This window comes from Stutzerimonas kunmingensis (assembly GCF_014764705.1).
In the GTDB taxonomy this organism is placed as follows: Bacteria; Pseudomonadota; Gammaproteobacteria; order Pseudomonadales; family Pseudomonadaceae; genus Stutzerimonas.
The window spans coordinates 172574-198169 of the sequence record NZ_JACXXG010000002.1 but is presented as its reverse complement, the minus strand read 5'-3'; the positions used below and the strand labels follow the sequence as shown (position 1 = coordinate 198169).

23 protein-coding genes are annotated in these 25596 nt (G+C 64.5%); 11 read left to right on the top strand and 12 right to left on the bottom strand.

Annotated features, from left to right (window positions below; all coding sequences use genetic code 11):
* The first annotated feature begins 77 nt into the window (after nucleotides 1-77).
* Entirely contained in the window at nucleotides 78-2051 is a 1974-nt protein-coding gene (locus IEG05_RS02720; RefSeq protein ID WP_046618359.1) for a BCCT family transporter, read from the top strand.
* A gap of 40 nt (nucleotides 2052-2091) precedes the next feature.
* Here the strand turns inward: IEG05_RS02720 and IEG05_RS02715 are convergent, their stop codons facing one another.
* Nucleotides 2092-3729 (bottom strand): putative bifunctional diguanylate cyclase/phosphodiesterase, encoded by a 1638-nt coding sequence (locus IEG05_RS02715; protein WP_046618360.1) that lies wholly within the window; start codon nucleotides 3727-3729, stop codon nucleotides 2092-2094.
* A gap of 245 nt (nucleotides 3730-3974) precedes the next feature.
* On the opposite strand from IEG05_RS02715, the gene rep reads away from it, so the two are divergent.
* Both rep and trhA read left to right on the top strand, forming a co-directional pair.
* Nucleotides 3975-5984: a DNA helicase Rep gene (gene rep, locus IEG05_RS02710; protein WP_046618362.1), complete on the top strand. Its 2010-nt coding sequence runs from the start codon at nucleotides 3975-3977 to the stop codon at nucleotides 5982-5984.
* A gap of 98 nt (nucleotides 5985-6082) precedes the next feature.
* Nucleotides 6083-6700, top strand: coding sequence for a PAQR family membrane homeostasis protein TrhA (gene trhA, locus IEG05_RS02705; RefSeq protein WP_046618363.1), 618 nt, complete (start codon nucleotides 6083-6085; stop codon nucleotides 6698-6700).
* Here trhA and IEG05_RS02700 read toward each other — a convergent pair.
* From IEG05_RS02700 to gap, 5 genes are all read right to left on the bottom strand, one after another.
* A complete protein-coding gene (locus IEG05_RS02700) occupies nucleotides 6688-7482 on the bottom strand; it encodes an IclR family transcriptional regulator (RefSeq protein WP_046618364.1) in 795 nt (264 codons plus the stop codon). The genes trhA and IEG05_RS02700 overlap by 13 nt on opposite strands.
* Before the next feature lie 90 nt (nucleotides 7483-7572).
* Nucleotides 7573-9075 carry a CoA-acylating methylmalonate-semialdehyde dehydrogenase gene (locus IEG05_RS02695; RefSeq protein ID WP_046618366.1) on the bottom strand — a complete coding sequence of 501 codons (1503 nt, stop codon included), beginning with the start codon at nucleotides 9073-9075 and terminating at the stop codon, nucleotides 7573-7575.
* 4 nt (nucleotides 9076-9079) lie between these two features.
* On the bottom strand, nucleotides 9080-10246 hold the full coding sequence (locus IEG05_RS02690) for an iron-containing alcohol dehydrogenase (protein WP_046618368.1): 1167 nt from the start codon (nucleotides 10244-10246) through the stop codon (nucleotides 9080-9082).
* A gap of 162 nt (nucleotides 10247-10408) precedes the next feature.
* Complete coding sequence (locus tag IEG05_RS02685) at nucleotides 10409-10990, bottom strand: cyclodeaminase/cyclohydrolase family protein (RefSeq protein WP_046618370.1); 582 nt, start codon at nucleotides 10988-10990, stop codon at nucleotides 10409-10411.
* A complete protein-coding gene (gene gap, locus IEG05_RS02680; protein WP_046618372.1) occupies nucleotides 10990-12000 on the bottom strand; it encodes a type I glyceraldehyde-3-phosphate dehydrogenase in 1011 nt (336 codons plus the stop codon). Before gap ends, IEG05_RS02685 begins: the two co-directional genes overlap by 1 nt.
* A gap of 184 nt (nucleotides 12001-12184) precedes the next feature.
* On the opposite strand from gap, the gene IEG05_RS02675 reads away from it, so the two are divergent.
* The 4 genes from IEG05_RS02675 to IEG05_RS02660 all read left to right on the top strand — a co-directional run bounded on the left by IEG05_RS02675 (nucleotide 12185) and on the right by IEG05_RS02660 (nucleotide 16649).
* Nucleotides 12185-13720 (top strand): alpha-amylase family glycosyl hydrolase, encoded by a 1536-nt coding sequence (locus tag IEG05_RS02675; protein ID WP_046618373.1) that lies wholly within the window; start codon nucleotides 12185-12187, stop codon nucleotides 13718-13720.
* Nucleotides 13721-13722: 2 nt separating this feature from the next.
* A complete protein-coding gene (locus IEG05_RS02670; protein ID WP_046618374.1) occupies nucleotides 13723-15342 on the top strand; it encodes an alpha-amylase family protein in 1620 nt (539 codons plus the stop codon).
* A gap of 10 nt (nucleotides 15343-15352) precedes the next feature.
* Nucleotides 15353-15940, top strand: a complete 588-nt coding sequence (locus tag IEG05_RS02665) for a 3-keto-disaccharide hydrolase (protein ID WP_046618375.1) — start codon at nucleotides 15353-15355, stop codon at nucleotides 15938-15940.
* A 136-nt stretch (nucleotides 15941-16076) separates the two neighbouring features.
* Nucleotides 16077-16649 (top strand): xanthine phosphoribosyltransferase, encoded by a 573-nt coding sequence (locus IEG05_RS02660; RefSeq protein ID WP_003297838.1) that lies wholly within the window; start codon nucleotides 16077-16079, stop codon nucleotides 16647-16649.
* Nucleotides 16650-16692: 43 nt separating this feature from the next.
* On the opposite strand, the gene IEG05_RS02655 is transcribed toward IEG05_RS02660, so the two are convergent.
* From IEG05_RS02655 to dadA, 5 genes are all read right to left on the bottom strand, one after another.
* On the bottom strand, nucleotides 16693-17226 hold the full coding sequence (locus tag IEG05_RS02655; RefSeq protein ID WP_042927483.1) for a cupin domain-containing protein: 534 nt from the start codon (nucleotides 17224-17226) through the stop codon (nucleotides 16693-16695).
* A 135-nt stretch (nucleotides 17227-17361) separates the two neighbouring features.
* Nucleotides 17362-17787, bottom strand: coding sequence for a c-type cytochrome (locus IEG05_RS02650; protein ID WP_014821785.1), 426 nt, complete (start codon nucleotides 17785-17787; stop codon nucleotides 17362-17364).
* A 161-nt stretch (nucleotides 17788-17948) separates the two neighbouring features.
* The gene (locus IEG05_RS02645; protein ID WP_003297842.1) at nucleotides 17949-18497 is read right to left on the bottom strand and encodes a cupin domain-containing protein; all 549 of its coding nucleotides are present in this window, start codon (nucleotides 18495-18497) and stop codon (nucleotides 17949-17951) included.
* A gap of 118 nt (nucleotides 18498-18615) precedes the next feature.
* Complete coding sequence (locus IEG05_RS02640; RefSeq protein WP_046618378.1) at nucleotides 18616-18990, bottom strand: RidA family protein; 375 nt, start codon at nucleotides 18988-18990, stop codon at nucleotides 18616-18618.
* A complete protein-coding gene (dadA, locus tag IEG05_RS02635) occupies nucleotides 18965-20263 on the bottom strand; it encodes a D-amino acid dehydrogenase (RefSeq protein ID WP_191121611.1) in 1299 nt (432 codons plus the stop codon). Before dadA ends, IEG05_RS02640 begins: the two co-directional genes overlap by 26 nt.
* Before the next feature lie 146 nt (nucleotides 20264-20409).
* Here dadA and IEG05_RS02630 point away from each other — a divergent pair, with 146 nt between their 5' ends.
* The 4 genes from IEG05_RS02630 (at nucleotide 20410) to IEG05_RS02615 (ending at nucleotide 24988) form a co-directional block, all read left to right on the top strand.
* Nucleotides 20410-20898, top strand: coding sequence for an Lrp/AsnC ligand binding domain-containing protein (locus tag IEG05_RS02630; RefSeq protein WP_191121610.1), 489 nt, complete (start codon nucleotides 20410-20412; stop codon nucleotides 20896-20898).
* A 127-nt stretch (nucleotides 20899-21025) separates the two neighbouring features.
* Entirely contained in the window at nucleotides 21026-22336 is a 1311-nt protein-coding gene (locus IEG05_RS02625) for an NAD(P)/FAD-dependent oxidoreductase (protein ID WP_046618383.1), read from the top strand.
* Between the two features lie 59 nt (nucleotides 22337-22395).
* Nucleotides 22396-23943: a phospholipase D family protein gene (locus tag IEG05_RS02620; protein WP_046618385.1), complete on the top strand. Its 1548-nt coding sequence runs from the start codon at nucleotides 22396-22398 to the stop codon at nucleotides 23941-23943.
* A 301-nt stretch (nucleotides 23944-24244) separates the two neighbouring features.
* Nucleotides 24245-24988: a hypothetical protein gene (locus tag IEG05_RS02615; RefSeq protein ID WP_023444590.1), complete on the top strand. Its 744-nt coding sequence runs from the start codon at nucleotides 24245-24247 to the stop codon at nucleotides 24986-24988.
* 1 nt (nucleotide 24989) lies between these two features.
* Here IEG05_RS02615 and IEG05_RS02610 read toward each other — a convergent pair whose 3' ends face one another.
* Nucleotides 24990-25514, bottom strand: coding sequence for an Mpo1 family 2-hydroxy fatty acid dioxygenase (locus tag IEG05_RS02610; RefSeq protein WP_046618387.1), 525 nt, complete (start codon nucleotides 25512-25514; stop codon nucleotides 24990-24992).
* Nucleotides 25515-25596: the final 82 nt, after the last annotated feature.

Genomic DNA, 25596 nt, shown 5'->3' with positions numbered 1-25596 from the left:
CCTTTGCGGTCTGTGTTAAGTTGGATGGCTTTCGCCACAGGCGGCCACTCCCCAGAAACAACCCGAAGGAGCGCAGCATGGAGGCAAAACAGCCCTCGTCGTCCCACCTCAACGCCCCGGTCTTCTACGGCTCGGCGGTCATCATCCTGGCGCTGGTGATCTACAGCGTCGCTTTCCAGAGCCATGCGCAAACGCTGTTTGGCGATACCCAGGCCTGGATCATCGCAAACGTCAGCTGGCTCTACATCCTCGCCGTTGCACTCATCCTGCTCATGGTGGTGCTACTGGCGTTCAGTCGTTACGGCGACATCAAGCTCGGGCCGGATCACAGCGAACCGGATTACAGCGCCCTGACCTGGTTCGCCATGCTTTTCTCCGCCGGCATGGGCATCGGCCTGATGTTCTTCGGCGTCGCCGAGCCGGTGATGCACTTTCTCTCACCGCCGGTGGGCGAAGGCGGCACCAGCGCTGCCGCCTATGAGGCGATGAAGATCACCTTCTTCCACTGGGGCCTGCATGCCTGGGCGATCTACGCCATCGTGGCGATGATCCTGGCCTACTTCGCCTACCGCCACGGCCTGCCGCTCACCCTGCGCTCGGCGCTCTACCCGCTGATCGGCGAGCGCATCTATGGGCCGATCGGCCATGCCGTGGACATCTTCGCCATCATCGGTACTGTGCTCGGCGTCGCCACCTCGCTGGGCCTCGGCGTCACTCAGATCAACACCGGGCTGAACCACCTCTACGGCCTGCCTATATCGGTGCCGGTGCAGATCGGCCTGATCATCGCCACCACGCTGCTGGCGACGATTTCGGTGGTCACCGGCCTGGACAAGGGCGTGCGCCGGCTGTCGGAGCTGAACCTGACGCTGGCGGCGCTGCTGTTGCTGATGGTGCTGATCGCGGGGCCGACGGTGTTCATCCTGCAGACTTTCGTGCAGAACACCGGCAGCTACCTGTCGGATATCGTCAACAAGACCTTCAACCTCTATGCCTACGAGCCGAACGACTGGATCGGCGGCTGGACGCTGTTCTACTGGGGTTGGTGGCTGGCCTGGTCGCCCTTCGTCGGCCTGTTCATCGCGCGCATCTCGCGCGGCCGGACGATTCGCGAGTTCGTCACCGGCGTGCTGCTGGTGCCGACCGCATTCACCCTGCTGTGGATGACCGTGTTCGGCGACACCGCGATCCACATGATCCTCTGGGAACACGTCTCCAGCCTCGGTGAAGCCATCGAGCAGGACAGTTCGCTGGCCCTGTTCGCCTTCCTCGAGCACTTCCCCTTCTCGGGCTTCATCTCGCTGATCGCGATCATCATGGTGGTGGTGTTCTTCGTCACCTCGGCGGACTCCGGCGCGTTGGTGGTGGACATGCTCGCCTCCGGCGGCCAGCAGGGCACTCCGGTCTGGCAACGCATCTTCTGGGCCGCATCCATGGGCGGGGTGGCCATCGCGCTGCTGCTCGCCGATGGCCTGACCGCGTTGCAGACGGCGACCATCGCCAGCGCCCTGCCCTTCACCATCGCGTTGCTCTGTTCGATGTGGGGTCTGCTCAAGGCGCTGCGCCTGGATGCCACGAAGCAGGGGCTGCGCTACCAGGCCCTGAGCACCTCGCCCAGCGCACCGCGCAGTGCCGGTGGCTGGCAACGTCGCCTGCGTACGCTGATGCTGTTCCCGCGACGCGCCCATGTGGTGCGCTTCATCACCGAAGTGGTGCGTCCGGCCTACGAGGACATCGCCGAGGAAATGCGCAAGCAGGGCTATGCGGTGGACATCAGCGAAGGTGATGATCGTCGCTTGCGCTTCGAGATCACCCACGAAGGTGAGCCAGACTTCATCTACGAAGTGCGCCCGCGAGCCTACGCCATGCCGAGTTTCGTCGCCACCAGCGAGGACGACGAGCGCGAGGAGCGCAAGTACTTCCGCGCCGAGGTGCATCTCAAGGAAGGCGGCCAGGATTATGACGTGATGGGCTGGAGCCGCGAGGACGTCATCAGTGACATCCTCGGCCAGTACGAGAAGCACATGCACTTCCTGCACATGGTTCGCTGAAGCCCGAGCTGCGTCCTGGCGCCGGCCAGGACGCGGCCGATCAGTGCGCCAGGCCGGCTGCCAGTCGCTCGGCGCTCATGAAATGCAGCAGCTCGGCCAGCGGCAACGGCTGGCTGACCAGATAGCCCTGCACCTGCTGCGCGCCGAACTGGCGCAGCAGCTCGAGCTGCTCGGTGGTCTCGACGCCCTCGGCCACCACATCCAGATCGAGGTTGTGCGCCAGGCCGACCATCGCCTGCACCAGCTGCGACTTCTCGGGCCGCACGACCATGCCGGCGACGAAGCTCTTGTCGATCTTCAGCAGGGTGATCGGCAGGCTGGACAGGTGCACGAACGACGAGAAGCCGGTGCCGAAATCGTCCAGCGAAAAGCGCACGCCGAGCTCGCCCAGCGCATGCATGGCGCTCTGCACCTGCTCGCTGCGGCGCATCACCGCGGTTTCGGTGAGTTCGAATTCCAGCCAGTGCGGGTCGATGCCGCGCTCGTCGATCAGCCGGTTGAGCGTCGGTAGCAACTGACTGTCCTGAAACTGGCGGAACGACAGGTTGATCGCCATGTGCAGTGAATCCGCGCCGCCCTCATGCAGGCTTTGCAGATCGCGCAGCGCGCGGGCGATCACCCAGTAGCCGAGCGGCACGATCAGGCCGCTCTCCTCAGCCATGGGAATGAAGGCATCCGGCCCCAGCAGCCCTCTTTCCGGGTGCAGCCAGCGCACCAGTGCCTCCAGTCCGACGATGCGCCCGCTTTCCAGGCACAGCCGCGGCTGGTAGTGCAGCTCCAGCTCACCGCGACGCAACGCACGGCGCAGCTCGCCTTCCTGATCGGCGAGGCTGCGCGCGCTGCGGCTGACCTGTTCATCGTAGAAACACCAGGTGCAGCCCTGGGCCGCCTTGGCCTGGCGCATGGCGATCTGCGCGTGCCAGAGCAGCGGATCGGCGTCGATCCCCTCGCTGGCACGCGCCAGCCCGACGCTGCAGCCCAGCATCAGGCTCTCGCCCTCCACCCAGTAAGGCTCCGCCAGTGCTTCGACGATGCGATCGGCGACCGCCACAGCGCGCTCCGGATCGTCGCGGGTATCGAGCAGCAGGGCGAACTCGTCGCCGCCCAGCCGCGCTAGCATGTCGCCGACCTCCAGCTGCGCCTTGAGCCGCGCCACCACCTGCAGGATCAGGCGATCCCCGGCCTTGTGGCCGAGGGCATCGTTGACGTGGCGAAAGTTGTCGAGATCGAGATAGCCAAGCACCAGGTCCTGTTCCTGATGTTCGGCCAGGGCATCGAACAGCAGCGCCTGGAAGCCCTGGCGGTTGACGATGCCGGTATGCGGGTCCTGCTCGGCCAGCCTTTGCAAGGTTCCCTGCAGGTTGCAGCGCTCGCGCACGTAGCGCAGGCAGCGGCGCAACACCTCGGCACTGAGCTGGTCGCCCACCAGCCAGTCGACCGCGCCTTCCGGCATCTGCGTCGGTTCGTCGTCGAGCAGCAGGATCAGCGGCCAGGGGAAGCGTTCGGCGAGCGCCTGGCATTCCGGTGTCGCCAGCAGCAGGCAGGGCGTTTCCAGATACGCACTGGCCGTGCCCCAATCCGCCGCAATGATCAGCTGTTCCTTGCCATGCGAGCCCTGCAGGCAGGCGCGCAGGCGCTCGGCCCATTCGGGTCGATCAGCCAACAGCAACAGCGGCATGGATTGAGCGGGCGCTGGCAAGCGGCCTCCGGACTCGGTGATTTGCAAGACGGCGCTACACGCCCGATTTCCCGCACAGCCCTATGCAAACGCCCTGCCTCCTGCAGCGCGCACAAGACTAATCCATTATTTAGATCAGCCAAGCCCCAACGGCGACGATCGGTGATTTATTGAACCTGCAACGGGCCAGCATCGGCGCGGCAGCCTGTTAAACTCCCGCCCCCGCTTCGAATGACCTGAACACCATGTCCCGACTCAACCCTCGGCAGCAGGAAGCCGTGAACTACGTCGGCGGCCCACTTCTGGTGCTCGCCGGTGCCGGCTCCGGCAAGACCAGCGTGATCACCCGCAAGATCGCCTATCTGGTGCAGCATTGCGGCATCCAGGCCCGCCACATCGTCGCCATGACCTTCACCAACAAGGCCGCGCGCGAGATGAAGGAGCGCGTCGGCAGCCTGCTCAAGGGCGCCGAGGCACGCGGCCTGACCGTGTCCACCTTCCACAACCTGGGCATGAACATCATCCGCAAGGAATACGCGCGGATGGGCTACAAGCCCGGCTTCTCGATCTTCGATGACGGCGATATCAAAGCGCTGCTCACCGACATCATGCAGAAGGAATATTCCGGGGACGATGGTGCCGACGAAATCAAGAACTACATCGACAGCTGGAAGAACGACCTGATCCTGCCCGACGAAGCCCTGGCCAACGCACGCAACCCCAAGGAGCAGACCGCCGCCATCGTCTATCTGCACTACCAGCGCACGCTCAAGGCGTACAACGCGGTGGACTTCAACGACCTGATCCTGCTGCCGGTGAAACTCTTCCAGGAGCACGCCGACATCCTGGAGAAATGGCAGAACCGCATCCGCTACCTGCTGGTGGACGAATACCAGGACACCAACGCCAGCCAGTACCTGCTGGTCAAATTGCTGGTCGGCATGCGCAACCAGTTCACCGTGGTCGGTGACGACGACCAGTCGATCTACGCCTGGCGCGGCGCGCGTCCGGAAAACCTGATGCTGCTGAAGGAGGACTACCCCTCACTGAAGGTGGTGATGCTGGAGCAGAACTACCGCTCCACCAGCCGCATCCTCAAGTGCGCCAACATCCTCATTGCCAACAACCCACACGTGTTCGAGAAGCAGCTGTGGTCGGAGATGGGCCATGGCGACGAGATCCGCGTGATCCGCACGCGCAACGAGGACGCCGAGTGCGAGCGCGTGGCGCTTGAAATCCTCACCGAACACCTGCGTACTCAGCGCCCCTACAGCGACTTCGCCATCCTCTACCGCGGCAACTACCAGGCCAAGCTGATGGAGCTGAAGCTGCAGCACCACCAGATTCCCTATCGCCTGTCCGGCGGCACCAGCTTCTTCGCCCGCCAGGAGGTGAAGGACCTGATGAGCTACTTCCGCCTGCTGGTCAACCCGGACGACGACAACGCCTTCCTGCGGGTGATCAACGTGCCGCGCCGCGAGATCGGCTCCACCACCCTGGAGAAGCTCGGCAACTACGCCAGCGAGCGCGGCATCAGCATGTACGCCGCCGCTGACGAGATCGGCCTCGGCGCCCATCTGGACAGCCGCTACGCCGAGCGCCTGTCGCGCTTCAAGCACTGGATGGACAACGTGCGACAGCAGTGCGCGCAGAACGACCCGATCGCCGCCATCCGCAGCATGGTGATGGACATCGACTACGAGAACTGGCTCAGGCAGAACGCCTCCAGCGACAAGGTGGCCGACGCGCGCATGGGCAACGTCTGGTTTCTCGTCGACGCGCTGAAGAGCACGCTGGAAAAAGACGAAGACGGCGACATGACCATCGAGGACGCCATCGGAAAGCTGGTGCTGCGCGACATGCTCGAGCGTCAGCAGGAAGAGGAAGAAGGTGCTGAAGGCGTGCAGATGATGACCATGCACGCCTCCAAGGGCCTGGAGTTTCCGTCGGTGTACATCATCGGCTTCGAGGAAGAAATCCTGCCGCACCGTTCCAGCATCGAGGCCGACACCATCGAGGAAGAGCGGCGCCTGGCCTATGTCGGCATCACCCGTGCCAAGCGCAACCTGGCGCTGACCTTTGCCGCCAAGCGCAAGCAGTACGGCGAGGTGATCGACTGCACGCCGAGCCGCTTCCTCGACGAGCTACCGCCGGAGGACCTGGTCTGGGAAGGCCAGGAAGACGCGCCGGTGGAGGTCAAGGCCGCGCGCGGCAACGACGCCCTGGCGGCGATGCGGGCGATGCTCAAGCGCTGATCGCCACGCCCTTCTTTTCGAGGGGCATTCAGCACCGGTTTGTATCCCGTAACCCAACCGCGGCATGCTTTGCCGATTGCGGTTTCTGGAGGGATTCGATGTACCACGGTGAACGCTTCAATGCCTGGACGCACCTGGTCGGTGCGCTGCTGGCCTGTCTGGGCGCCATTTGGCTGCTGGTGCTGGCGGCGCTCGACGGCGAGCTGGCGAAGATCGTCAGTGCCGCGATCTACGGCCTCAGCCTGATCCTGCTCTACAGCATATCGACGCTGTACCACAGCCTGCGCGGGCGGGCGAAGGTGGTCATGCGCAAGCTCGATCACCTGTCGATCTATCTGCTGATCGCCGGCAGCTACACGCCGTTCTGCCTGGTCACTCTGGCCGGGCCTTGGGGCTGGACGCTGTTCGGCATCGTCTGGGGCCTCGCCGTGATCGGCATGCTGCAGGAGATCAAGCCGCGCTCCGAGGCGCGCGTGCTGTCACTGGTGATCTACGCGGTGATGGGCTGGATCGTGCTGGTGGCGGTCAAGCCGCTGTTCGCCGCCCTGGGTGGCGCCGGTTTCAGCTGGTTGCTGGCCGGCGGCATCTGCTACACGGTGGGCATCATCTTCTTCGTCTTCGACGACCGCTTCCGCCACTGGCACGGCATCTGGCATATCTTCGTGATGGTCGGCAGCCTGCTGCACTTCATCGCCATTCTGTTCTACGTGCTCTGATCGGCCTCCAGCGCCGCCGCGCTGCCGAGCACCGCCTCCAGTTCGCTCGCCGCGGCGCGCAGCCGTGGCACGAACTCCAGCAGCTGCGCCATCGAGCAGCGAATCACCGGCGCATGGCTGAACAGGCAGGCCAGCAGCTCGCCGTCGGCATCCCGCACCGGCACCGCACAGGCGACCATGCCGTCGATGAACTCCTCGGAATCCGTACCCAGCTGCTCTTCCCGCACCCGCGCCAGATCGTCACGCAGCGCGCTGAGGTCGGTCAGGGTATTGCGCGCCATCCGTTGCAGCGGCAGGCGCGGCAGCACCCGCTCCAGTTGCTCCGGCGGCAGCGAGGCCAGATAGAGTTTGCCGCTGGCGGTGCACCAGAGCGGCGTGTGGCTGCCGATGGGCAGGTTGATCTGCAGCGGCCAGTTGGTCTGCACCCGGTCGAAATAGAGCATGTCCAGCCCATCCGGGATCGCTAGCCCACAGGTCTCGCTGATGGCTTCGGAGAGCTGGCGCAGGATCGCCTGGCGCAACGCCTTGTGCCGACTGCTGCGCAGGATGTTCAGCGCCGCAACGTGCAGGCGCTCGCCCGGCAACAGCCCACCGCGCAGGCCGAACTGCAGGAAGCCTTCCTTTTCCAGCGTCTGCACCAGCCGGTGCGCGCTGGCCTTGGGAATGTCCAGCCGTTCGGCCAGGGCCGTCGGGCTGAGCAGCTCCTTCGCCGCAGCAACCGCCTCGATGATTTCCAGCACGCGGGTGATGGAGGAGCCTTTCTCGCGGGGAATGCTGCGCATCGTCTGCCTTGTCGTTCAATGAGATGAGCGCCCCGCAGGGCGCGCAAGAGTGTAGCGACCGGCACCATCTGTGCAACGGTGCCGCGCGGGTTACTTCATGGTCGGCATGGCGAACTCGGCACCGGCGCGGATACCGGTGGGCCAGCGGCGGGTCACGGTCTTCATGCGGGTGAAGAAGCGCACCCCATCCGGGCCGTGCATGTTCAGCGGGCCGAACACCGAGCGCTTCCAGCCGCCGAAGCAGTGGAAGGCCATCGGCACCGGGATCGGCACGTTGACGCCGACCATGCCGACCTTGACGTTTTCCTCGAACTGCCGCGCGGTGTCGCCGTCGCGGGTGAAGATCGAGGTGCCATTGCCGTATTCATGGTCGTTGATCAGTTGCAGCGCCTCGTCGAAGCTCTTCACCCGCACCACAGCCAGCACCGGACCGAAGATTTCCTCACGGTAGATGCGCATGCTCGGCGTGACACGGTCGAACAGCGTCGGGCCGACATAGAAGCCGTTCTCATGGCCCTCGACCTTGAGGCCACGGCCGTCGCAGACCAGCGTCGCGCCCTCTTCCACGCCCAGATCGATATAGCCGCTGACCTTCTGCTGGTGCTCGCGGGTCACCAGGGGGCCCATGTGCGGCTCGGGCTCGATGCCCAGCCCCGGGCCGGTGCGCATCTGGCCGATCTCGTCTTGCAGCATTTCGACCAGTTTGTCAGCCACCTCGTCGCCGACACACACCGCGACGGAAATCGCCATGCAGCGCTCGCCGGCCGAGCCGTAGGCCGCGCCCATCAGCGAGCTGACCACCTGCTGCGGATCGGCGTCGGGCATCACCACCATGTGGTTCTTCGCCCCGCCCAGCGCCTGGCAGCGCTTGCCGTTGGCCGAGGCGGTGGCATAGATGTATTCGGCGATGGGCGTCGAGCCGACGAAGCTGACCGACTGCACGCGCTCATCGGTGAGCAGCACGTCCACCGCCTCCTTGTCGCCGTTGACGATGTTCAGCACACCGGCCGGCAGCCCCGCCTCGGCCAGCAGTTCGCCGATCAGCATCGTCGCGCTGGGGTCCTTCTCCGAGGGCTTCAAGACGAAGGTGTTACCGCAGGCGATGGCCACCGGCAGCATCCACAGCGGCACCATGGCCGGGAAGTTGAACGGGGTGATCCCGGCGCAGACACCGAGCGGCTGCATCAGCGAGTTCGAATCGATGTCCCGGCCGACGTTGGACGAAAACTCGCCCTTGAGCAGATGCGGGATGCCGCAGGCGAACTCCACCACTTCCAGCCCGCGGGTCACTTCGCCTTGGGCGTCGGAAAACACCTTGCCGTGCTCGCTGGTGATCAGCCGGGCGACGTCGTCGCGACGTTTTTCGAGCAGTTCCTTGAAGCGGAACATGACCCGCGCACGCACCAGCGGCGGCGTCTTCGACCAGCCTTCGAAGGCGGCCTGGGCAGCGGCGATGGCCTCGCGGGTCTCATCCGCCGAGGACAGCGAGACGTACAGGCGCGGCTCGCCGGTGGCCGGGTTGTAGACGGTGGCATGGCGCTCGGAGCGGCCGGCGACGGCCTCGTTGTTGATCAGGTTGCCGAGGGTCTGCATGGCTTCACTCCTGGTTCCAGACGGTTTCGTAGAGGTCGATGATTTCCGCTTCCGTGGGTACGCGCGGGTTGTTGCCCGGCGAGCCGGAGGCCAGCGCCTGGCGGGCCATGGTCTCGCGCAGCTCGAAGAAGCGTTCGCGGGCGATGCCGAACTGCTCGGGGCTCGGCACTTGCAGTTCCTGATTGATTGCACGCAGCTCGGCGAGCAGCTTGTCGTTCGCCACCCCGACGCTGTCGGTCTGCGCGGCGACGCCCATGGCGCGGGCGCAGTCGGCGTAGCGCTCGGGCGCCGCGGGAATAGAGAAGGCGGTGATCGCCGGCAGCAGCATGGCGTTGGACAACCCATGCGGCACATGGAAGAAGGCACCGATCGGTCGGCTCATGCCATGCACCAGCGCCACCGAGGCGTTGGAGAAGGCGATCCCGGCCAGGGTCGCGCCAAGCATCATCGCCTCGCGGGCGGCACGGTTGCCAGGCTCATTGAAGGCCGCGCGCAGGTTCGGCGCCAAGAGGCGCATGGCCTGCAGCGCCTGGGCATCACTATAGAGGCTGGCCTTGCGGCTGACATAGGCCTCGATGGCGTGGGTCAAGGCGTCGATACCGGTATCGGCGGTGACCCGCGGCGGCAGCGAGAGGGTCAGCTCGTAGTCGATCAGCGCGGCGATGGGCATGAAACCAAGGCCCGCGCAGAGCATTTTCTCGTCGCTGGTCTCATCAGTGATGATGGTGAAGCGCGTCGCCTCCGAGCCGGTGCCAGCAGTGGTGGGGATGGCGATCAGCGGCAGGCCGGCTTCGCTGACGTCGCGCGGGAAGCGGTAGTCGCGCATCTCGCCGCCGAACTTGCCGAGTATGCCGATGGCCTTGGCCGAATCGATCGGGCTGCCGCCGCCGAGGGCGACGATGGAATCAAAATCGCCCCGGCGGACCATTTCCACGCCCGCTCGAATCGAAGCAGCGGTCGGTTCGGGCAGGGTATCGGCGAAGCACTGGCTGGCGATGCCGGCCTCTTCCAGCTGACCGGCGATACGGGCGACATAGCCCAGTTCGACCATCATGCGGTCGGTGACGATCAGCGGGCGATTACAGCCCAGCTCCTTCAGCACGCGGGCGAGTTGCTGGCTGGCGCCGGCGCCGACTTCCATCAGGCGCGGCAGGACGATGCGATGACTCATGGGCACTCTCCGAAAATGGACTGCCTGGCGAGCTGGCAGCTTCTTATTTTGAGACTAAATGTCTCACTATGAGTTGGAGAGTAGGTAGAGCAGGCAGCCGCCGTCAACCCGAAACGAGACCTTTCGTCTCGGGGTCAGGGATGTGCTTATTGGAAAACAGGATCAGCGCGCGTTCAGACGATCGCGAAGCTGAGTCGATTGCTGGCGAAGGCGTTCACAAGCGGACTGCACATCGGCCCGCGCCTGGGCATCCATCTCGTCCATATCAGCCTCGACGTTGAGCAGCACAGCATCGACGCAGGCGCTCAGCAGCAACACCGCCGCCTCGACATCACAGCGCAGCCACGGCTCGACCATCGGCAAGGCACGCTCGGCGATGCCCAGCGCCTCGACGCAGGCGTGTGCCGTCGCCAGCGGCACCGCGCATGCCTGCCGCGACAATTCAGGCGCTCGACCCTCGTCTTCCTTCAGATATTCGGAGAAGACCGCCACGTCGTCGTCGGCAAAGGCGCCAGGACGACCCAGCAGCGAGCGGGCATCGACCAGCAGCGCGTTACAGGAGGCATCGTCGTGCGCGGCGCTGACCCGCAGCGCCTTGACGATCAGCGCCACGGCCAAGTCAGCCGTGACTGCGGTAACCGCACCGCAGCCGGGCAACGCACGCTCGGCCACGGAATGGCGAAACTGCGCGAGGCTCAGCTGCCAGAGCCCCAGCCCCGCGCCCGGCCGGTAGGCTTCGCCCATCAGGCCGACTTGGCGCCGTCCCAATGCAGCAGCACATCGAGCATGCGGTTGGAGAAGCCCCACTCGTTGTCGTACCAGGCCATCACCTTGACCAGCTCGCCCTGCACGCGGGTCTGGCTGAGGTCGGCAACGCAGGACGCCGGGTAGCCGTTGAAGTCGCAGGAGACCAGCGCTTCCTCATTGCACTCCATAACGCCGGCCGGCAGCTTCTGCGCCCCGGCACGCAGGATATCGTTGATCGCCTCGACGCTTTCCGGCGCGTTCTCGGCGATAAAGGTCAGGTCGACCAGCGAGACGTTCGGCGTCGGCACCCGCACCGAGAGGCCGTCCAGACGCCCGGCCAGCTCCGGCAGCACCAGACCGATGGCCTTGGCCGCACCGGTGGTGGACGGGATCATCGACAACGCCGCGGCACGCGCGCGGTAGAGATCGCTGTGCGCCTTGTCCAGCAGGTTCTGATCGTTGGTGTAGGAGTGCACGGTGTTGAGCAGGCCCTGGCGGATGCCGACCGCCTCGTGCAGCACCTTGGCCAGCGGCGCCAGGCAATTGGTGGTGCAGGAGGCATTGGAGACGACGCGCTGATCGCCGAGCAGCTGGTGATTCACGCCGTAGACCACGGTCAGGTCGCCGCCATCGAGCGGGTGCGAGGCGAATACGCGACCAGCCCCGGCCTGCAGGTGCTGCTCGATCAGCGCGCGCTTCTTGAATTTGCCGGTGCACTCGAGCACCACGTCGACGCCCAATTCCTTCCACGGCAGCTTGGTCGCATCCCGCTCGGCCAGCAGGCGGATCGCCTGGCCACGCACCACCATCGATTCGCCCTGCAGCTCTACCGGCTCGGGGAAACGACCGAAGGTCGAATCGAAGCGGGTCAGATGCACCAGCGTCTTGTGGTCGCTGAGATCGTTGATCGCGACCACCTGTACCCGATCCTGCAATCCACGCTCGAACAGCGCTCGTACGACGGCGCGGCCGATACGTCCATACCCGTTGATGGCAATACGTAGCATGCAAATCTCCTCGGAGGGGTTGAAGTCTGTCGTTAGCTTAGGCGGAGTATCCACCCTTGCGTTCATCGCGGGCCGACCAGGATCAATTAACCGGCGAACCCATGTGCCGTTGGCCAGTCGTAAACCTGACAGAGCGGCCGTGCAGGATCGGCCGCGACCTGAGACGAATCAGGGGGTGTGAGGCATGAGCGAGACAACCCAGACACCGTGGTGGAAGGGCGCGACCGTTTATCAGATCTACCCGCGATCCTTTGCCGACGGCAACGGAGACGGCATCGGTGACCTCAATGGCGTGCTGCGCCATCTCGATCATCTGCAACAACTGGGCGTCGATGCGCTGTGGTTGTCGCCAGTTTTCCGCTCGCCGATGGCCGATGCCGGCTACGACATCAGCGACTACTGTGATATCGACCCGTTGTTCGGTTCGCTGGCCGATATCGACCGGCTGATTGCCGAAGCCCATGCCCGCGACATCCGTGTGCTGCTGGACTTCGTGCCCAATCACACCTCCGATGAACACCCCTGGTTCGTCGAGTCGCGCAGCTCGCGGGACAATCCCAAGCGCGACTGGTACATCTGGCGCGACCAGCCGAACAACTGGCGCGCCGCGCTGGGCGCCGGCAGCGCGTGGACCTGGGACGAGCACACCCAGCAGTACTACCTGCACCTGTTCCTGGCCAAGCAGCCGGACCTGAACTGGCGCAACCCCGAGGTGGTCGAGGCGATGCACGACGTGCTGCGCTTCTGGCTCGACCGCGGCGTGGACGGCTTTCGTATCGACGTCATTCATTGCACCGGCAAGGACCCGAGCTTCGCCGACGACCCGCGCTGCCAGGCTGGCCAGCCGCTGTCGGACTTCAACGACCAGCCCTACAGCCATGAAGTGCTGCGCGGCCTGCGCAAGCTCGTCGACAGCTATCCCGGCGACCGCATGCTGGTGGGTGAAGTGAACATTCGCTCCACCGAACGGGTGCTGCAGTACTACGGCGCCGGCGACGAGCTGCACCTGGCCTTCAACTTCAATCCGCTCGATGCGCCCTGGGACCCGGTGCTGTTTCGCACCTGCATCCGTGAGGTCGAGCACTGGCTGCAGCCGGCCGGCGCCTGGCCGACCTGGGTGCTGTCCAACCACGACAATGTGCGCCAGCGCAGCCGCTACCAAGGCTCCGAGCGCGCTGCCCGCGCTGCCGCGGTGCTGTTGCTGACGCTGCGCGGCACGCCGTTCATCTACCAGGGCGAGGAACTGGGCCTGGAAGACGCACACATCGCCGACGAGGCGCGCATCGACCCGGGCGGCCGCGACGGCTGTCGTGCTCCCATTCCCTGGCTGGCCGAACCGCCCCATGACTGGAATGGCGCCTCACCCTGGCTGCCCTTTCCGCCCGATGCCGACGAGCTGGCCGCGGAACGGCAGGTCGGCGCGGCGAACTCGATGTTCGCCCTCTATCAGCGCCTGCTCGCAGCGCGCGAGGCCAGCCCGGCGCTGCTGCACGGCGACTTCGAGGAACTGCCCTCGCACCCCGAGGTGCTTGCCTATCGCCGGCATTTCGGCGGCGACCACCGTCTGGTCTGCATCAACTTCTCCGACCAGCCCCACGCCCACCCGCACGCCGGAGAATGGCAGGTCGAGATCGCCAGCGACGGCGTCGGTGAAGGCGATGCTTATAACGGCACTCTTAACCCAGGGCAGGCCGTCGTGCTGCGCCCAACGGAGAACTGAGCATGCGTCCACTCTGGTACCGCAACGCGGCGATCTATCAGATCGATCCCACCCTGTTTCGTGACAGCAACGGGGACGGCTGCGGCGATCTGCGCGGCATCACCGAGCGCCTCGACTACATTCGCGGCCTCGGCTGCACGGCCGTATGGCTCATGCCGTTCTATCAGTCGCCCTTCGAGGATGCCGGCTACGACATCACCGACCATCTACAGGTAGACAAACGCTTCGGCGATCTGGCCGACATCGTCGCTCTGTTGGAGAAGGCCGAAGAGCTGGGCCTGCACGTCATCATCGAGCTGGTAGTGCAGCACACGTCCATCCAGCACAAGTGGTTTCAGGAGGCGCGCCGCGACCGCAACTCGCCCTACCGCGACTACTACATCTGGGCCGACAAGCCAGACGATTTCATGGAGCCGATTTTCCCGACGGTCGAGGACAGCATCTGGACTTGGGACGAGGAAGCCGGCCAATACTACCGCCATCTGTTCTACAAGCACGAGCCGGATCTTGACCTGACCAACCCGAAGGTCATCCACGAGATCGAGCGGATCATGTCGTTCTGGCTGCGTCTGGGTGTCTCCGGTTTCCGCATCGACGCCGCGGTGCACATGGTGCGCCAGGCCGGCGGCGGTGAACTGGAGAAGGGCTACTGGCTACTCGAACACATGCGCGACTTCGTGACCATGCGCCGGCCCGAGACCGTGCTGCTCGGCGAGATCGACACTGATCCGGAAAAATACGTCGAATACTTCGGCGACGAGGCCGATCGCGTCACTCTGCTGCTGGATTTCTGGACCAACAATCACCTGTTCCTGGCCCTGGCACGGCAGCAGGCCGAGCCGCTGGTGCGCGCCCTGAACAGCCAACCGCTGCCGCCCAGTCATTCGCAATACGCGCTGTGGATCCGCAACCACGACGAGCTGAGCCTCGACCGACTGGAGGAGGATGAGCGCAACGAGGTGATGGACACCTTCGCCCCCGACGAGAACATGCGCGCCTACGATCGCGGCATTCGTCGACGTCTCGCGCCGATGCTCGACGGCGACGAGCGACGCATCGCGGCCACCCACGCCCTGCTCTTCTCGCTGCCCGGCACGCCGATCATCCGCTACGGCGAGGAAATCGGTATGGGCGATGACCTCGACCGCCCCGAGCGACTGGCCGTACGCACGCCCATGCAGTGGTCCAACGAACCCAACGCCGGATTCTCCTGTACCAAAGGTGAGCTGGCCGCACCGGTGATCGACGAAGGGCCCTTCTCGTACGAGAAGATCAACGTGTTCGCTCAAACCCTGCGCAGCGACTCGCTGATGGCGCGCACCGGCAACATGATCCGCACGCGCATAGGCCTGCGCGAGATCGGCATCGGCAAGCGCACAACGGTCGAGGTGAACGACCCCGCCGTCTTTGCTATCCGCCATGACAACGGCTCGTCGGTGCTGATGCTGGTCAATCTTGCCGACAAGGAAACCACCGTCGAGATCACCGCGGACGACCTTCAGGACATGGTCGATGTGCTCGCCGACTGCGACTACGGGCAGCCGGAAGGCTCACCGCTGAAGATTCGCCTCGGGCCCTACGGCTATCGCTGGCTGCGGCGCAAGCAGCAACTGTTCGGATGAGGAGCGGCTGATGAATCTCGACGCAGCACAATGGCACGCCTGGCATGGCGCAACCTTTCCCGACGAAAGCTGGTACCGCGACGACGATGAACAGCTGTGTGCCATTGTCGGCGCCCCGCGGGTCGACCTGGTCTCGCGCGAGCGCTATGGCGATTTCATCCTGCAGTTCGAGTTCGCCCTACCGGTGGGCGGCAATTCCGGGGTCTTCTACCGCGTCGACGAAAGCGCCGGCCTCGCCTGGCACAGCGGGCCGGAAATGCAGCTGCTGGATGATGCCGTTCACCCCGACGGCGAAGAACCAACCACCCGCAACGGTGCCCTGTATGGCCTGCTCGCGCCCGAACAGGAAACCCGGATCGAACCCGGCAGCTTCATGCACGCAGCGCTTGTCGTGCGCCAGGGTACGGTCGAGCACTGGCTGGGCAATCGTATGGTGCTGAGTTATCGCCTGGACGACCCGGCCCTGCACACGCTGATCGAGTCCAGCAAATTCGGCGACAAGCCGCTGTTCGCCAAGGCGCCAGCCGGGCATATCGTCCTGCAGCACCACGGCGAGGCGGTGCGCTTTCGCCGCCTGTCGATCGAAGCGCTGCGCTGAACGTCGGCCTTGGATCGGCACGCCGAATTGAGCGAGAATGCGCGGCTTTTCCAGGCTGCGAAACGCAGTGACGGCAGAAGCGCCCCGGCGCCAAGCGTCAGGCAAGCCGCGGCCGCCCACGCTTGAGGTAGCGTTCGTGGAACAGCTGAAAGATAAGATTCGCAGTCAGGGCATCGTGCTTTCCGACCGGGTACTCAAGGTCGACGCGTTCCTCAACCACCAGATCGATCCCGTGCTGATGCAGGCCATCGGGCAGGAATTCGCCCGCCTGTTCCGCGATGCCGGCGTCACCAAGATCGTCACCATCGAAGCCTCCGGCATTGCGCCGGCCGTCATGGCCGGCCTGGAGCTGGGCGTGCCGGTGATCTTCGCCCGCAAGCACCAGTCGCTGACGCTGCAGGACAACCTGCTAACCGCCACGGTCTATTCGTTCACCAAGCAGGTGGAAAGCACCATCGCCGTGTCCACCCAGCACTTGTCCTCGAACGACCGCGTGCTGATCATCGACGACTTCCTCGCCAACGGCAAAGCCGCCAAGGGCCTGATCTCGATCATCAACCAGGCCGGCGCCAGCATCGCCGGCCTTGGCATCGTCATCGAAAAGGCCTTCCAGGCCGGTCGCCAGGAGCTGGAAGAAGCCGGTTACCGCGTCGAGTCCCTGGCCCGTGTCGCCTCGCTGGCTGATGGGCAAGTGCAATTCATAGACTGAGTGCAGGTCATAGTCCGGGCGCAGCTCAAAAGCTGAACCCGGCTCAACCGGCCGGCGGCGCCTCTGCGCGCCATAGCGCCACCAGCGCACCCTGCGTGCCTGCCAGCGGATCGCTGATGGGCACGCCGACTTGGGCAATTCGCTCACGCGCCTGATCATGGGTGGCCGCGTCAGGCCGCTGCATGTCGTACTGCTGGCCGACCGGATAACCCGCCACCACCTGGAAATCTGCGCTGGCCTCAAGCGCGCAATGCCCCGTCCCGGCCGGCAGCACCAGCGCGTCGCCCGCCTTCAGCTCGACCTCCTGACCGTTATCACCACCCAACATGACCCGCGCCCAGCCGCTGGCCACGCCGAGCGCTTCGTGGGCGGTGGAATGGTAGTGATGGTAGTCGTAAACCGTCCCACGCCAGGCAGACGGCCACAGATGGCTGTCGAACAGTCGCTCGAAGGCTTCTGCGGGGCTTGGTCCGGCCAATGGCAGCTGGCGGTAGATCAGCACCGGATGCGGGCTGTTGGGCGTGCGCCCGTCACTGGCCAGGTGCAGCTGTTCGGGTTGTGGTGCGGAACTGGGCATGCGGGGCTCCTCTGTCGTCACGGGAATCCGACCGGTAGGCCGTATCGAATTCGACTCGAGAGCTGCCTGCTTTGCTCACCGCAGAAACGACAAAGCCGCCCGGAGGCGGCTTTGCTGGTGACGCCTGGCTCTCGATCAGAGGCCGGACATGTGCTGGATGGCGGCCTTCAGCTCGTCATCGGAGCAGTCGCCACAGGTGCCCTTCGGCGGCATGGCATTGATACCGCTGATGGCGTGCTTGAGCAGGCCGTCCAGACCACCGGCAGCATCGGCACGGGCCGTCCAGGCTGCACTGTCACCGGTCTTCGGCGCGTTCAGCAGGCCGGAGCCGTGGCAGGCAGTGCAGAACTTGCCGTACACGTCGGAACCGCTACGGGCGGCACCACCGGCGGCTGCGGCAGCGCCGGCACCAGCGGCTGCGCACTCTTCACCTTGAATACATACTTCGCCCACCGGCTTGAGGCGCTCGGCGATTGCTTCGTCGGTCGCAGCCTGAGCGCTCATTGCCCACAGGGCCAATACGGCAGTCTGTGCTACCAGGATCTTCTTAATCAGGTTCACCTTACACCCTCATTGTGGCTAGACACGCCCGCGGCCACGGTATCGCGAGCGGCGGTCAGTATAACGGCAAGCCATGCCAGCCGAAACAATACGAAAGGCCCGGCGTTTCTCCGCGACGCTTTGTCGCAGCGCAACTTTCGGATGAACCAAGGCCGATGCGGTTAAAAGTTCGCCGGCGTCGTCGCGCTGATCAACCGTGCCGGCGCGTCGTACGGATTGCGGAAACGATGCGGCTTGCTGCTCTCGAAGTAGTAGCTATCGCCGCTCTCCAGCACGTACACCTGACCGTTCACGGTCAGCTCCAGACGGCCTTCGACCAGCATCCCGGCCTCCTCGCCCTGGTGCGAGAGCATGTCCATTCCGGTGTCGGAGCCCGGCGGATAGGTCTCGTCGAGAAAGGCGATGGCTCGTCCCGGATGCGCCTTTCCCACCAGTTTCATGCTCACCGCGCCGTCGGATATATCGATCAGCTCGCCGGCCTTGTAGACCACCTGGGTGTCGCTGTCCTGCTCGAAGTCGGGGGAAAAGAACTCCACCAGCGACATGGGAATCCCACTCAGCACCTTCTTCAGCGAACTGATCGAGGGGCTGACGCTGTTCTTTTCGATCATGGAAATGGTGCTGTTGGTAACGCCGGCACGCTTGGCGAGTTCACGCTGGGACAGACCCTTGAGCTTGCGGATGGTTTGCAGTCGAACGCCAACGTCCAATACGGGAGCCCCCTTTCAAGAGCGATGCGAAGAGGGGGCTATCATGGCAATGGCGTTCAGAATTTACAACACTGGCTCCGGACGAGCCGTCGCCCGGCACGCGCGGCTCTCCCAAGGGTCAGAGGACCGGGCCGGCGAGATCCGGCATGGCAGCGACGACGGTGATCTCGACCCGCACATCCGGCGAATACATCAGGGCCTGAACCGTGGTCCGTGCCGGCGCCGTGCCCGGTGTGATCCATGCATCCCACACCTCGTTCATACCGGCGTAATCGGCGGCGATGTCCTTCAGGTGAATGGTTGCCGAAAGCAGGCGCGTCTTGCTGGTACCCGCCTCGTCCAGCAAGCGTTCGATGCTCGACAGCGTTTCGCGGGTCTGCTCGCGGATATCACCGGTCAGGTCATCGGCCAGTTGCCCGGAGAGATACACCGCGCCGTTGTGGATCACCGCTTCGCTATAGCGGGTTTCAGTGTGCAGCCGCCGGACGGGCATGTTTACGGGTCTCCTTGTGCTTGCCGTAACGGAAGATATCCAGTCCCTCGGTGCTGATCTGCGGACGCTTGGACGCCAGCAGGTCAGCGAGCACACGGCCGGAGCCGCACGCCATGGTCCAACCAAGGGTGCCATGGCCGGTATTGAGGAAAAGGTTGCGATAGGGTGTCGCGCCGATGATCGGTGTGCCATCTGGCGTGGCCGGTCGCAGGCCGGTCCAGAATACCGCGTCAGACGGATCGCCGCCCTGCGGATAGAGGTCGCCCACCACCATTTCCAGGGTTTCCCGCCGGCGCGGGTTGAGCGACAGATCGTGCCCGGCGATCTCCGCCATGCCACCGACACGGATGCGCTGATCGAAGCGGGTGATGGCGACCTTGTAGGTTTCATCGAGCACGGTCGACTGCGGTGCCATCGCCGGATCGCTTATCGGTACGGTCAGCGAATAGCCCTTGAGCGGGTAGACCGGTGCACGAATGCCCAGCGGCTTGAGCATCTGCGGGCTGTAGCTGCCCAGCGCCAGCACGTAGCGATCGGCCGTCTCCAGCTTGCCGTCGATCCACACACCGGCCAGCCGGTCGCCGGCGTAGTCGAGGCGTTGAATATTCTGTTCGAAGCGGAACTCGACACCGAGCGCCACGGCCATTTCCGCCAGGCGCGAGGTGAACATCTGGCAGTCGCCGGTCTGGTCATTGGGCAGCCGCAGCGCACCGCTGAGCTTGTGCGAAACCTTCGCCAGAGCCGGCTCTACCCGTGCAATGCCGGCGCGATCGAGCAGCTCGTAGGGCACCCCGGAGCGCTGCAGCACAGCGATGTCCTTGGCGGCGGCATCAAGCTGCGCCTGGGTGCGGAACAGCTGCGTGGTGCCGAGCTGACGACCTTCATAGGCGATCCCGGTTTCCGCGCGCAGCTCATCGAGGCAGTCACGGCTGTACTCGGACAGGCGCACCATGCGCTCCTTGTTTACCGCGTAGCGGGCCGCCGTGCAGTTGCGCAGCATCTGCGCCATCCACAGGTACTGGTCGACGTCTCCGGTAAGCTTGATCGCCAGCGGCGCATGGCGCTGCAACAGCCACTTCATCGCCTTCAGCGGGACGCCAGGTGCCGCCCACGGCGAAGCATAGCCGGGCGAGACCTGCCCGGCATTGGCGAAGCTGGTCTCCATCGCCACCGCCGGCTGCCGGTCGACCACCACCACTTCGAAACCGGCCCGCGCCAGATAATAGGCGCTGGCAGTGCCGACCACGCCGCTACCCAATACCAGTACACGCATTGCAGCCTCCCACCCGCTAGAACGGGCTTTTCCGGATCACTATTGGAACGGAGTATAAAAATGCTCAAGCAGTGTTATTCACCATATAAGAAGCTATCTTTGGCTGTTATTCACGCCATCGACGCTTTATTTGGAGGGCATATCCCTTGAGAACCCGGCATCAGACGCGCCGCGAACTGGACAAGATCGACCGCCACATCCTGCGCATTCTCCAAGCCGAAGGGCGCCTGCCCTTCACCGGGCTGGGCGAGCGCGTCGGCCTGTCGACCACGCCCTGCACCGAGCGCGTCCGGCGCCTGGAGCGCGAAGGCATCATCATGGGCTACTCGGCGCGGCTGAACCCGCAGCATCTGAAGGCGGGGCTGCTGGTATTCGTCGAGATCAGCCTGGCGTACAAGTCCGGCGACATCTTCGAGGAGTTCCGCCGCGCCGTGCTCAAGCTGCCCCACGTGCTCGAATGCCACCTGGTGTCCGGTGACTTCGACTACCTGGTCAAGGCGCGGATCTCGGAGATGGCCTCCTACCGTAAATTGCTCGGCGACATCCTGCTGAAGCTGCCGCATGTTCGCGAATCGAAGAGCTATATCGTGATGGAAGAGATCAAGGAATCCCTCGACCTGCCGGTCCCGGACTAGAGCCGATGACGGCCAGTTCTGCGGCCTCGTCGGGCAGCCTGCGAGGCACCGCTGGTCATGCCCGGCTTTGCTCCACGGCCTCGCTCCGGTCTACCCTAGGCGCATGCAGACCTCTCATGACACCTTGATGAATCACCGCGCATCCGCGCCGAACGGCGCCGTACATGCACCCTCCTACTATGCCGCAAGCGTCAATCGCGAACTGGCCTTCGAGCCGCTGCAGGGCGAACAGCGGGCCGACGTCTGCGTTGTCGGCGGTGGGTTCTCCGGCCTCAACACAGCCATCGAACTGGCCGAGCGGGGCCTCAGCGTCATCCTGCTGGAAGCGCACCAAATCGGCTGGGGCGCCAGCGGGCGCAACGGCGGGCAATTGATCCGCGGCGTCGGCCATGACGTCGAGCAGTTCAGCAAGATCATTGGCGCAGAAGGCGTCGATGAACTCAAGCGCATGGGCTTCGAAGCCGTCGATATCGTCCGCCAGCGCATCGAGCGCTACGCCATCGACTGCGACCTGACCTGGGGCTATTGCGACCTGGCGACCAAGCCACGGCATCTGAAAGGCTTCGACGAGGAGTATTCCGACCTGCTGCGCCTCGGCTATCCGCACCCACTGCAGCGCGTGTCACGTCCCAACCTAGTCACGGTGGTGGGCTCGCAGCGTTACCTCGGCGGCCTGCTGGACATGGGCTCGGGCCACCTGCACCCGCTGAATCTGGCACTCGGCGAGGCGGCGGCGGCGCAGTCGCTGGGCGTGCGGCTGTTCGAGCAGTCGGCAGTCGAGCGCATCGAGTACGGCCCGCAGGTCAAGGTGCATACGGCTCAGGGCGTGGTGCACGCGGACAACCTGGTGCTGGCCTGCAATGCCTACCTCAACGGCCTGCAACCGAAGCTCGCCGGCAAGGTGCTGCCGGCCGGCAGCTACATCATCGCCACCGAGCGCCTGCCTGAGCCGCTCTGCCGCGAGCTGTTGCCGCAGAACATGGCGGTCTGCGATCAGCGCGTGGCGCTCGATTACTTCCGTCTCAGCGCCGATGGCCGTCTGCTGTTCGGCGGCGCCTGTCACTATTCCGGCCGTGACCCACAGGACATCGCCGCCTACATGCAGCCGAAGATGCTCGAGGTATTTCCGCAGCTGGTCGGCATCGGCATCGACTATCAGTGGGGCGGGATGATCGGCATCGGCGCCAACCGGCTGCCGCAGATCGGTCGCCTGGCAGAACATCCCAACGTGTTCTACGCCCAGGCGTATTCCGGCCACGGGCTGAATGCCACGCACCTGGCCGGTCGCCTGCTTGCCGAAGCCATTGCCGGCCAGCAAAGCAGCGGCTTCGATCTGTTCGCCAAAGTGCCGCATCCGACCTTCCCCGGCGGGCCGGCACTGCGCTCGCCACTGCTGGCGTTGGGCATGCTCTGGTATCGACTGAAGGACCGATTCTGAATTTTCGGACGAAGCGCAACGTCCAAGCATGAATGAAAGGATGCATACCCGGAGAAACCTTGCGCACTTACCTGACGCTCCTGCTGCTACTGCTGCTGACCGGTTGTGCCAGCCACCCCACGCCAACCGAGTCCTATTCCGTGGCACCGGACGCGTCGCCGCTTGGCCGGCGCATCCAGCAGCTCGCCACCGAACACGCCTACGGCCACTCGGGTTTTCGCCTGCTACCGGAGAGCACCGAAGCCTTCGCCGCACGCACCGAGATGATCCGCGCGGCGCAGGTCAGCCTCGATATCCAGTACTACATCGTCCATGACGGCCTCACCACACGTGCGCTGATCGACGAAGTGCTACAAGCCGCCGACCGCGGCGTGCGCGTGCGGCTGCTGCTGGATGACACCACCAGCCATGGCGAGGACTACCGCATCGGCACTCTGGCCGCGCACCCCAACATTCAGATCCGCGTCTTCAACCCGCTTCACCTCGGCCGCAGCAACGCCATCACCCGATCCATGGGACGCCTATTGCACCTTTCGCTGCAGCATCGACGCATGCACAACAAGCTGATGCTGGTCGATGGCAGCCTGGCCGTCGTCGGCGGACGCAACCTCGGCGACGAGTACTTCGAGGCCGACCAGGCGATGAACTTCACCGACATTGATCTGCTTGGCGCCGGTCCGGTCGCCGAGCAGCTCGGCAAGAGTTTCGACCGCTACTGGAACAACCAGCTGAGCGTGCCTATCCAGCATTTTCTCTGGTGGCAACCGAAACCGCGCCAGCTGGACAAGGCGCGCCAGCAGCTGAGCGACTATCTGCAGCAGGCCAAACAGGAAAACAGCGAGCAGTACCAGCGCCTGATGCAGTACAAGCAGCGCCCGCAATTGCAGCAGTGGCTGGACGAACTGATCTGGGCACCAGGCAGGGCGATGTGGGACGCGCCGGAAAAACTGCTCGCCGAAGGTGTACCGGCGGCATCGCTGCTGCTGACCACGCAACTTGCACCGACCATGCAGGCCGTGAGCAGCGAGCTGACACTGGTTTCGGCCTACTTCGTGCCGACCGATAGCGGCGTGGACTACCTGGCGGATCGCACCGGTGCGGGCGTGACCGTGCGTATCCTCACCAACTCACTGGAGGCCACTGACGTGCCGGCCGTGCATGGCGGCTATGCGCCCTACCGCGAGGCCATGCTGGAACTCGGCGTGCGCCTGTTCGAACTGCGCCGGCAGCCGGAGCAGGAAGCCTCTTACAGTTTTCTCGGCGAGTCGGAATCCAGCCTGCATAGCAAGGCAGCGGTATTCGACCAGCAGAAGGTTTTCATCGGCTCGCTGAATCTCGATCCGCGCTCGGTGCTGTGGAACACCGAGGTGGGGATTCTGGTGGAAAGCGACGAACTGGCCCGCGAGGTCCACCGCCTGACGCTGGAGGGTATGTCGCCGGCACTGAGCTACGAAGTTCGCCTGGTGGAGCGCGACGGCCGCAAGCAGCTCACGTGGATCGCAGAGGACGGCGGCCGTCTGCGCACCATCGAAAAGGAGCCAGGCGGGCTCTGGCGACGCTTCAACGCCTGGTTCGCCGACGTCATCGGCCTGGAGAAGATGCTTTAGTGGCCTGTTTGGTAAGTTCGGCGCCCATGGCCCGATACCGCGTTGCTGCTCCTTGCGATAGGCCCGCTATGAACCGTCGCAGCGCCTTGTCCCGGAGCCGAGTTCAGCCGAACTTGCCTCAACCAACTCACCGCACAGGCTACTAGGTTCGCAACAAGCTGCCGCACGATGTCGTCCGTTTGGCTACAAGCCGTCACAAATCATTCTTTGGGGTGATACCACTCGGCCAGCAGTCCGTTAGGCTCCAGCGTGCTGCTGCCATGCACGCATAGCTTCTATAAAAATAAAAAGGAGCACGACAATGGACCGTTTAACTCGCTTCTGGCTATTGCTGATACTCGTAATGCTGCCCGGCTTTACCGAGGCGGCCCCGCCCGAAACCATCTCTGCGCTGCAGAACTTGCAGATCCACGCCAATCGCGCGACCAGCAGCCTGCTGCTCTACCGCGGCGAAGGCTTTCAGAAGGCGCACCTGTTGCGTCTGGAAGACGACATCCGCGCGCTGAATGCAGCCCTGCTCAATGTCGCCAATCCCACCAGCGCCCTGCGCGAAAGTCACCAGGCGCTTCAGGCTCGGCTGCGCGAAGGCGCCGGCTTCGGCTACGAAGAGGACGACATGCCCTGGGGCTGGCCGCTGGAAATGAGCAAGGCACTGCGCGACTTCCTCACCGCCGTTCGCGCTCAGCAAGGGGCGGACGCTCAGGCCGAACTGCCAGCCAAGGTTGAATACCTGGCCGTTCAATACCTCAGCCGTGCCTACATCGGCTCGTTCGAGATCGCTCGCGAACAGCCGGACACCTATCTCGGGCAGGACGAGCGTCACCTGGTGCCGGCGATCGACGCTCAGCTGGCCGAACTGGATGGCAAGCGCGATCCCGCGCTGGCCAAACTCAAGACCCGCTGGGATTTCCTCAAGGTGGCGCTGGAAGACATGAACAGCGGCAGCAACAACTTCACCACCGCCTCAGGCCGGCCCTTCGCGCCGATCATGGTAGACCGCCATGCACGCAGCCTCAGCGATCAGTGGATGGCGGCCAAGCCCTGACTCAGCCGTGGGCGGCTGAGTCGCGCAGACGCACAGGACCGACCCGCGCCTCGATGGCGAGGCGCAACGGGTCGCGCAAACCGAGCATGAATCCAAGCTCGGCAGCGACGAACAAAGGCCCGATGATCAGCCCGGTGAGATCGTCGACGAACGCCGGCTTGCGACCCTCGAAGTAGTGCCCGATGAACTGGATGATCCAGCCGAGCACGAACAATCCCGCGCCAACGCCCAGCCACAGCGCCATCGTTGCGCCGGCCAGAACTGCGCCCAGCCATACGCAGAGCAGCAGCAAGGCGCTCATCAGCAAGCCGTAACGCAGATCCAGACGAAGGTAGAAAACCGCAGCGGCGAGCGACACCAGTGCCGCCGGGCTTAACCACAACCCGGCCCATTCGATGCCCGGCCGCGACAGGAGGATCGCCACCGCCAGCACGATCAGCGGAATGCCGATGAAATGGGTCAGGAGGTTGCGTGGATCGCGATGATAGGCCGCGTACTGTGCCAAATGATCGGTGAGGGTCTTCATTGGCGGCATCTCCGGAAGTCGCGTCTCACCAAGCTTAGCCGGTCGCAGCGACTGGAGCGCCGCCGGACACAGGGCGATCGCG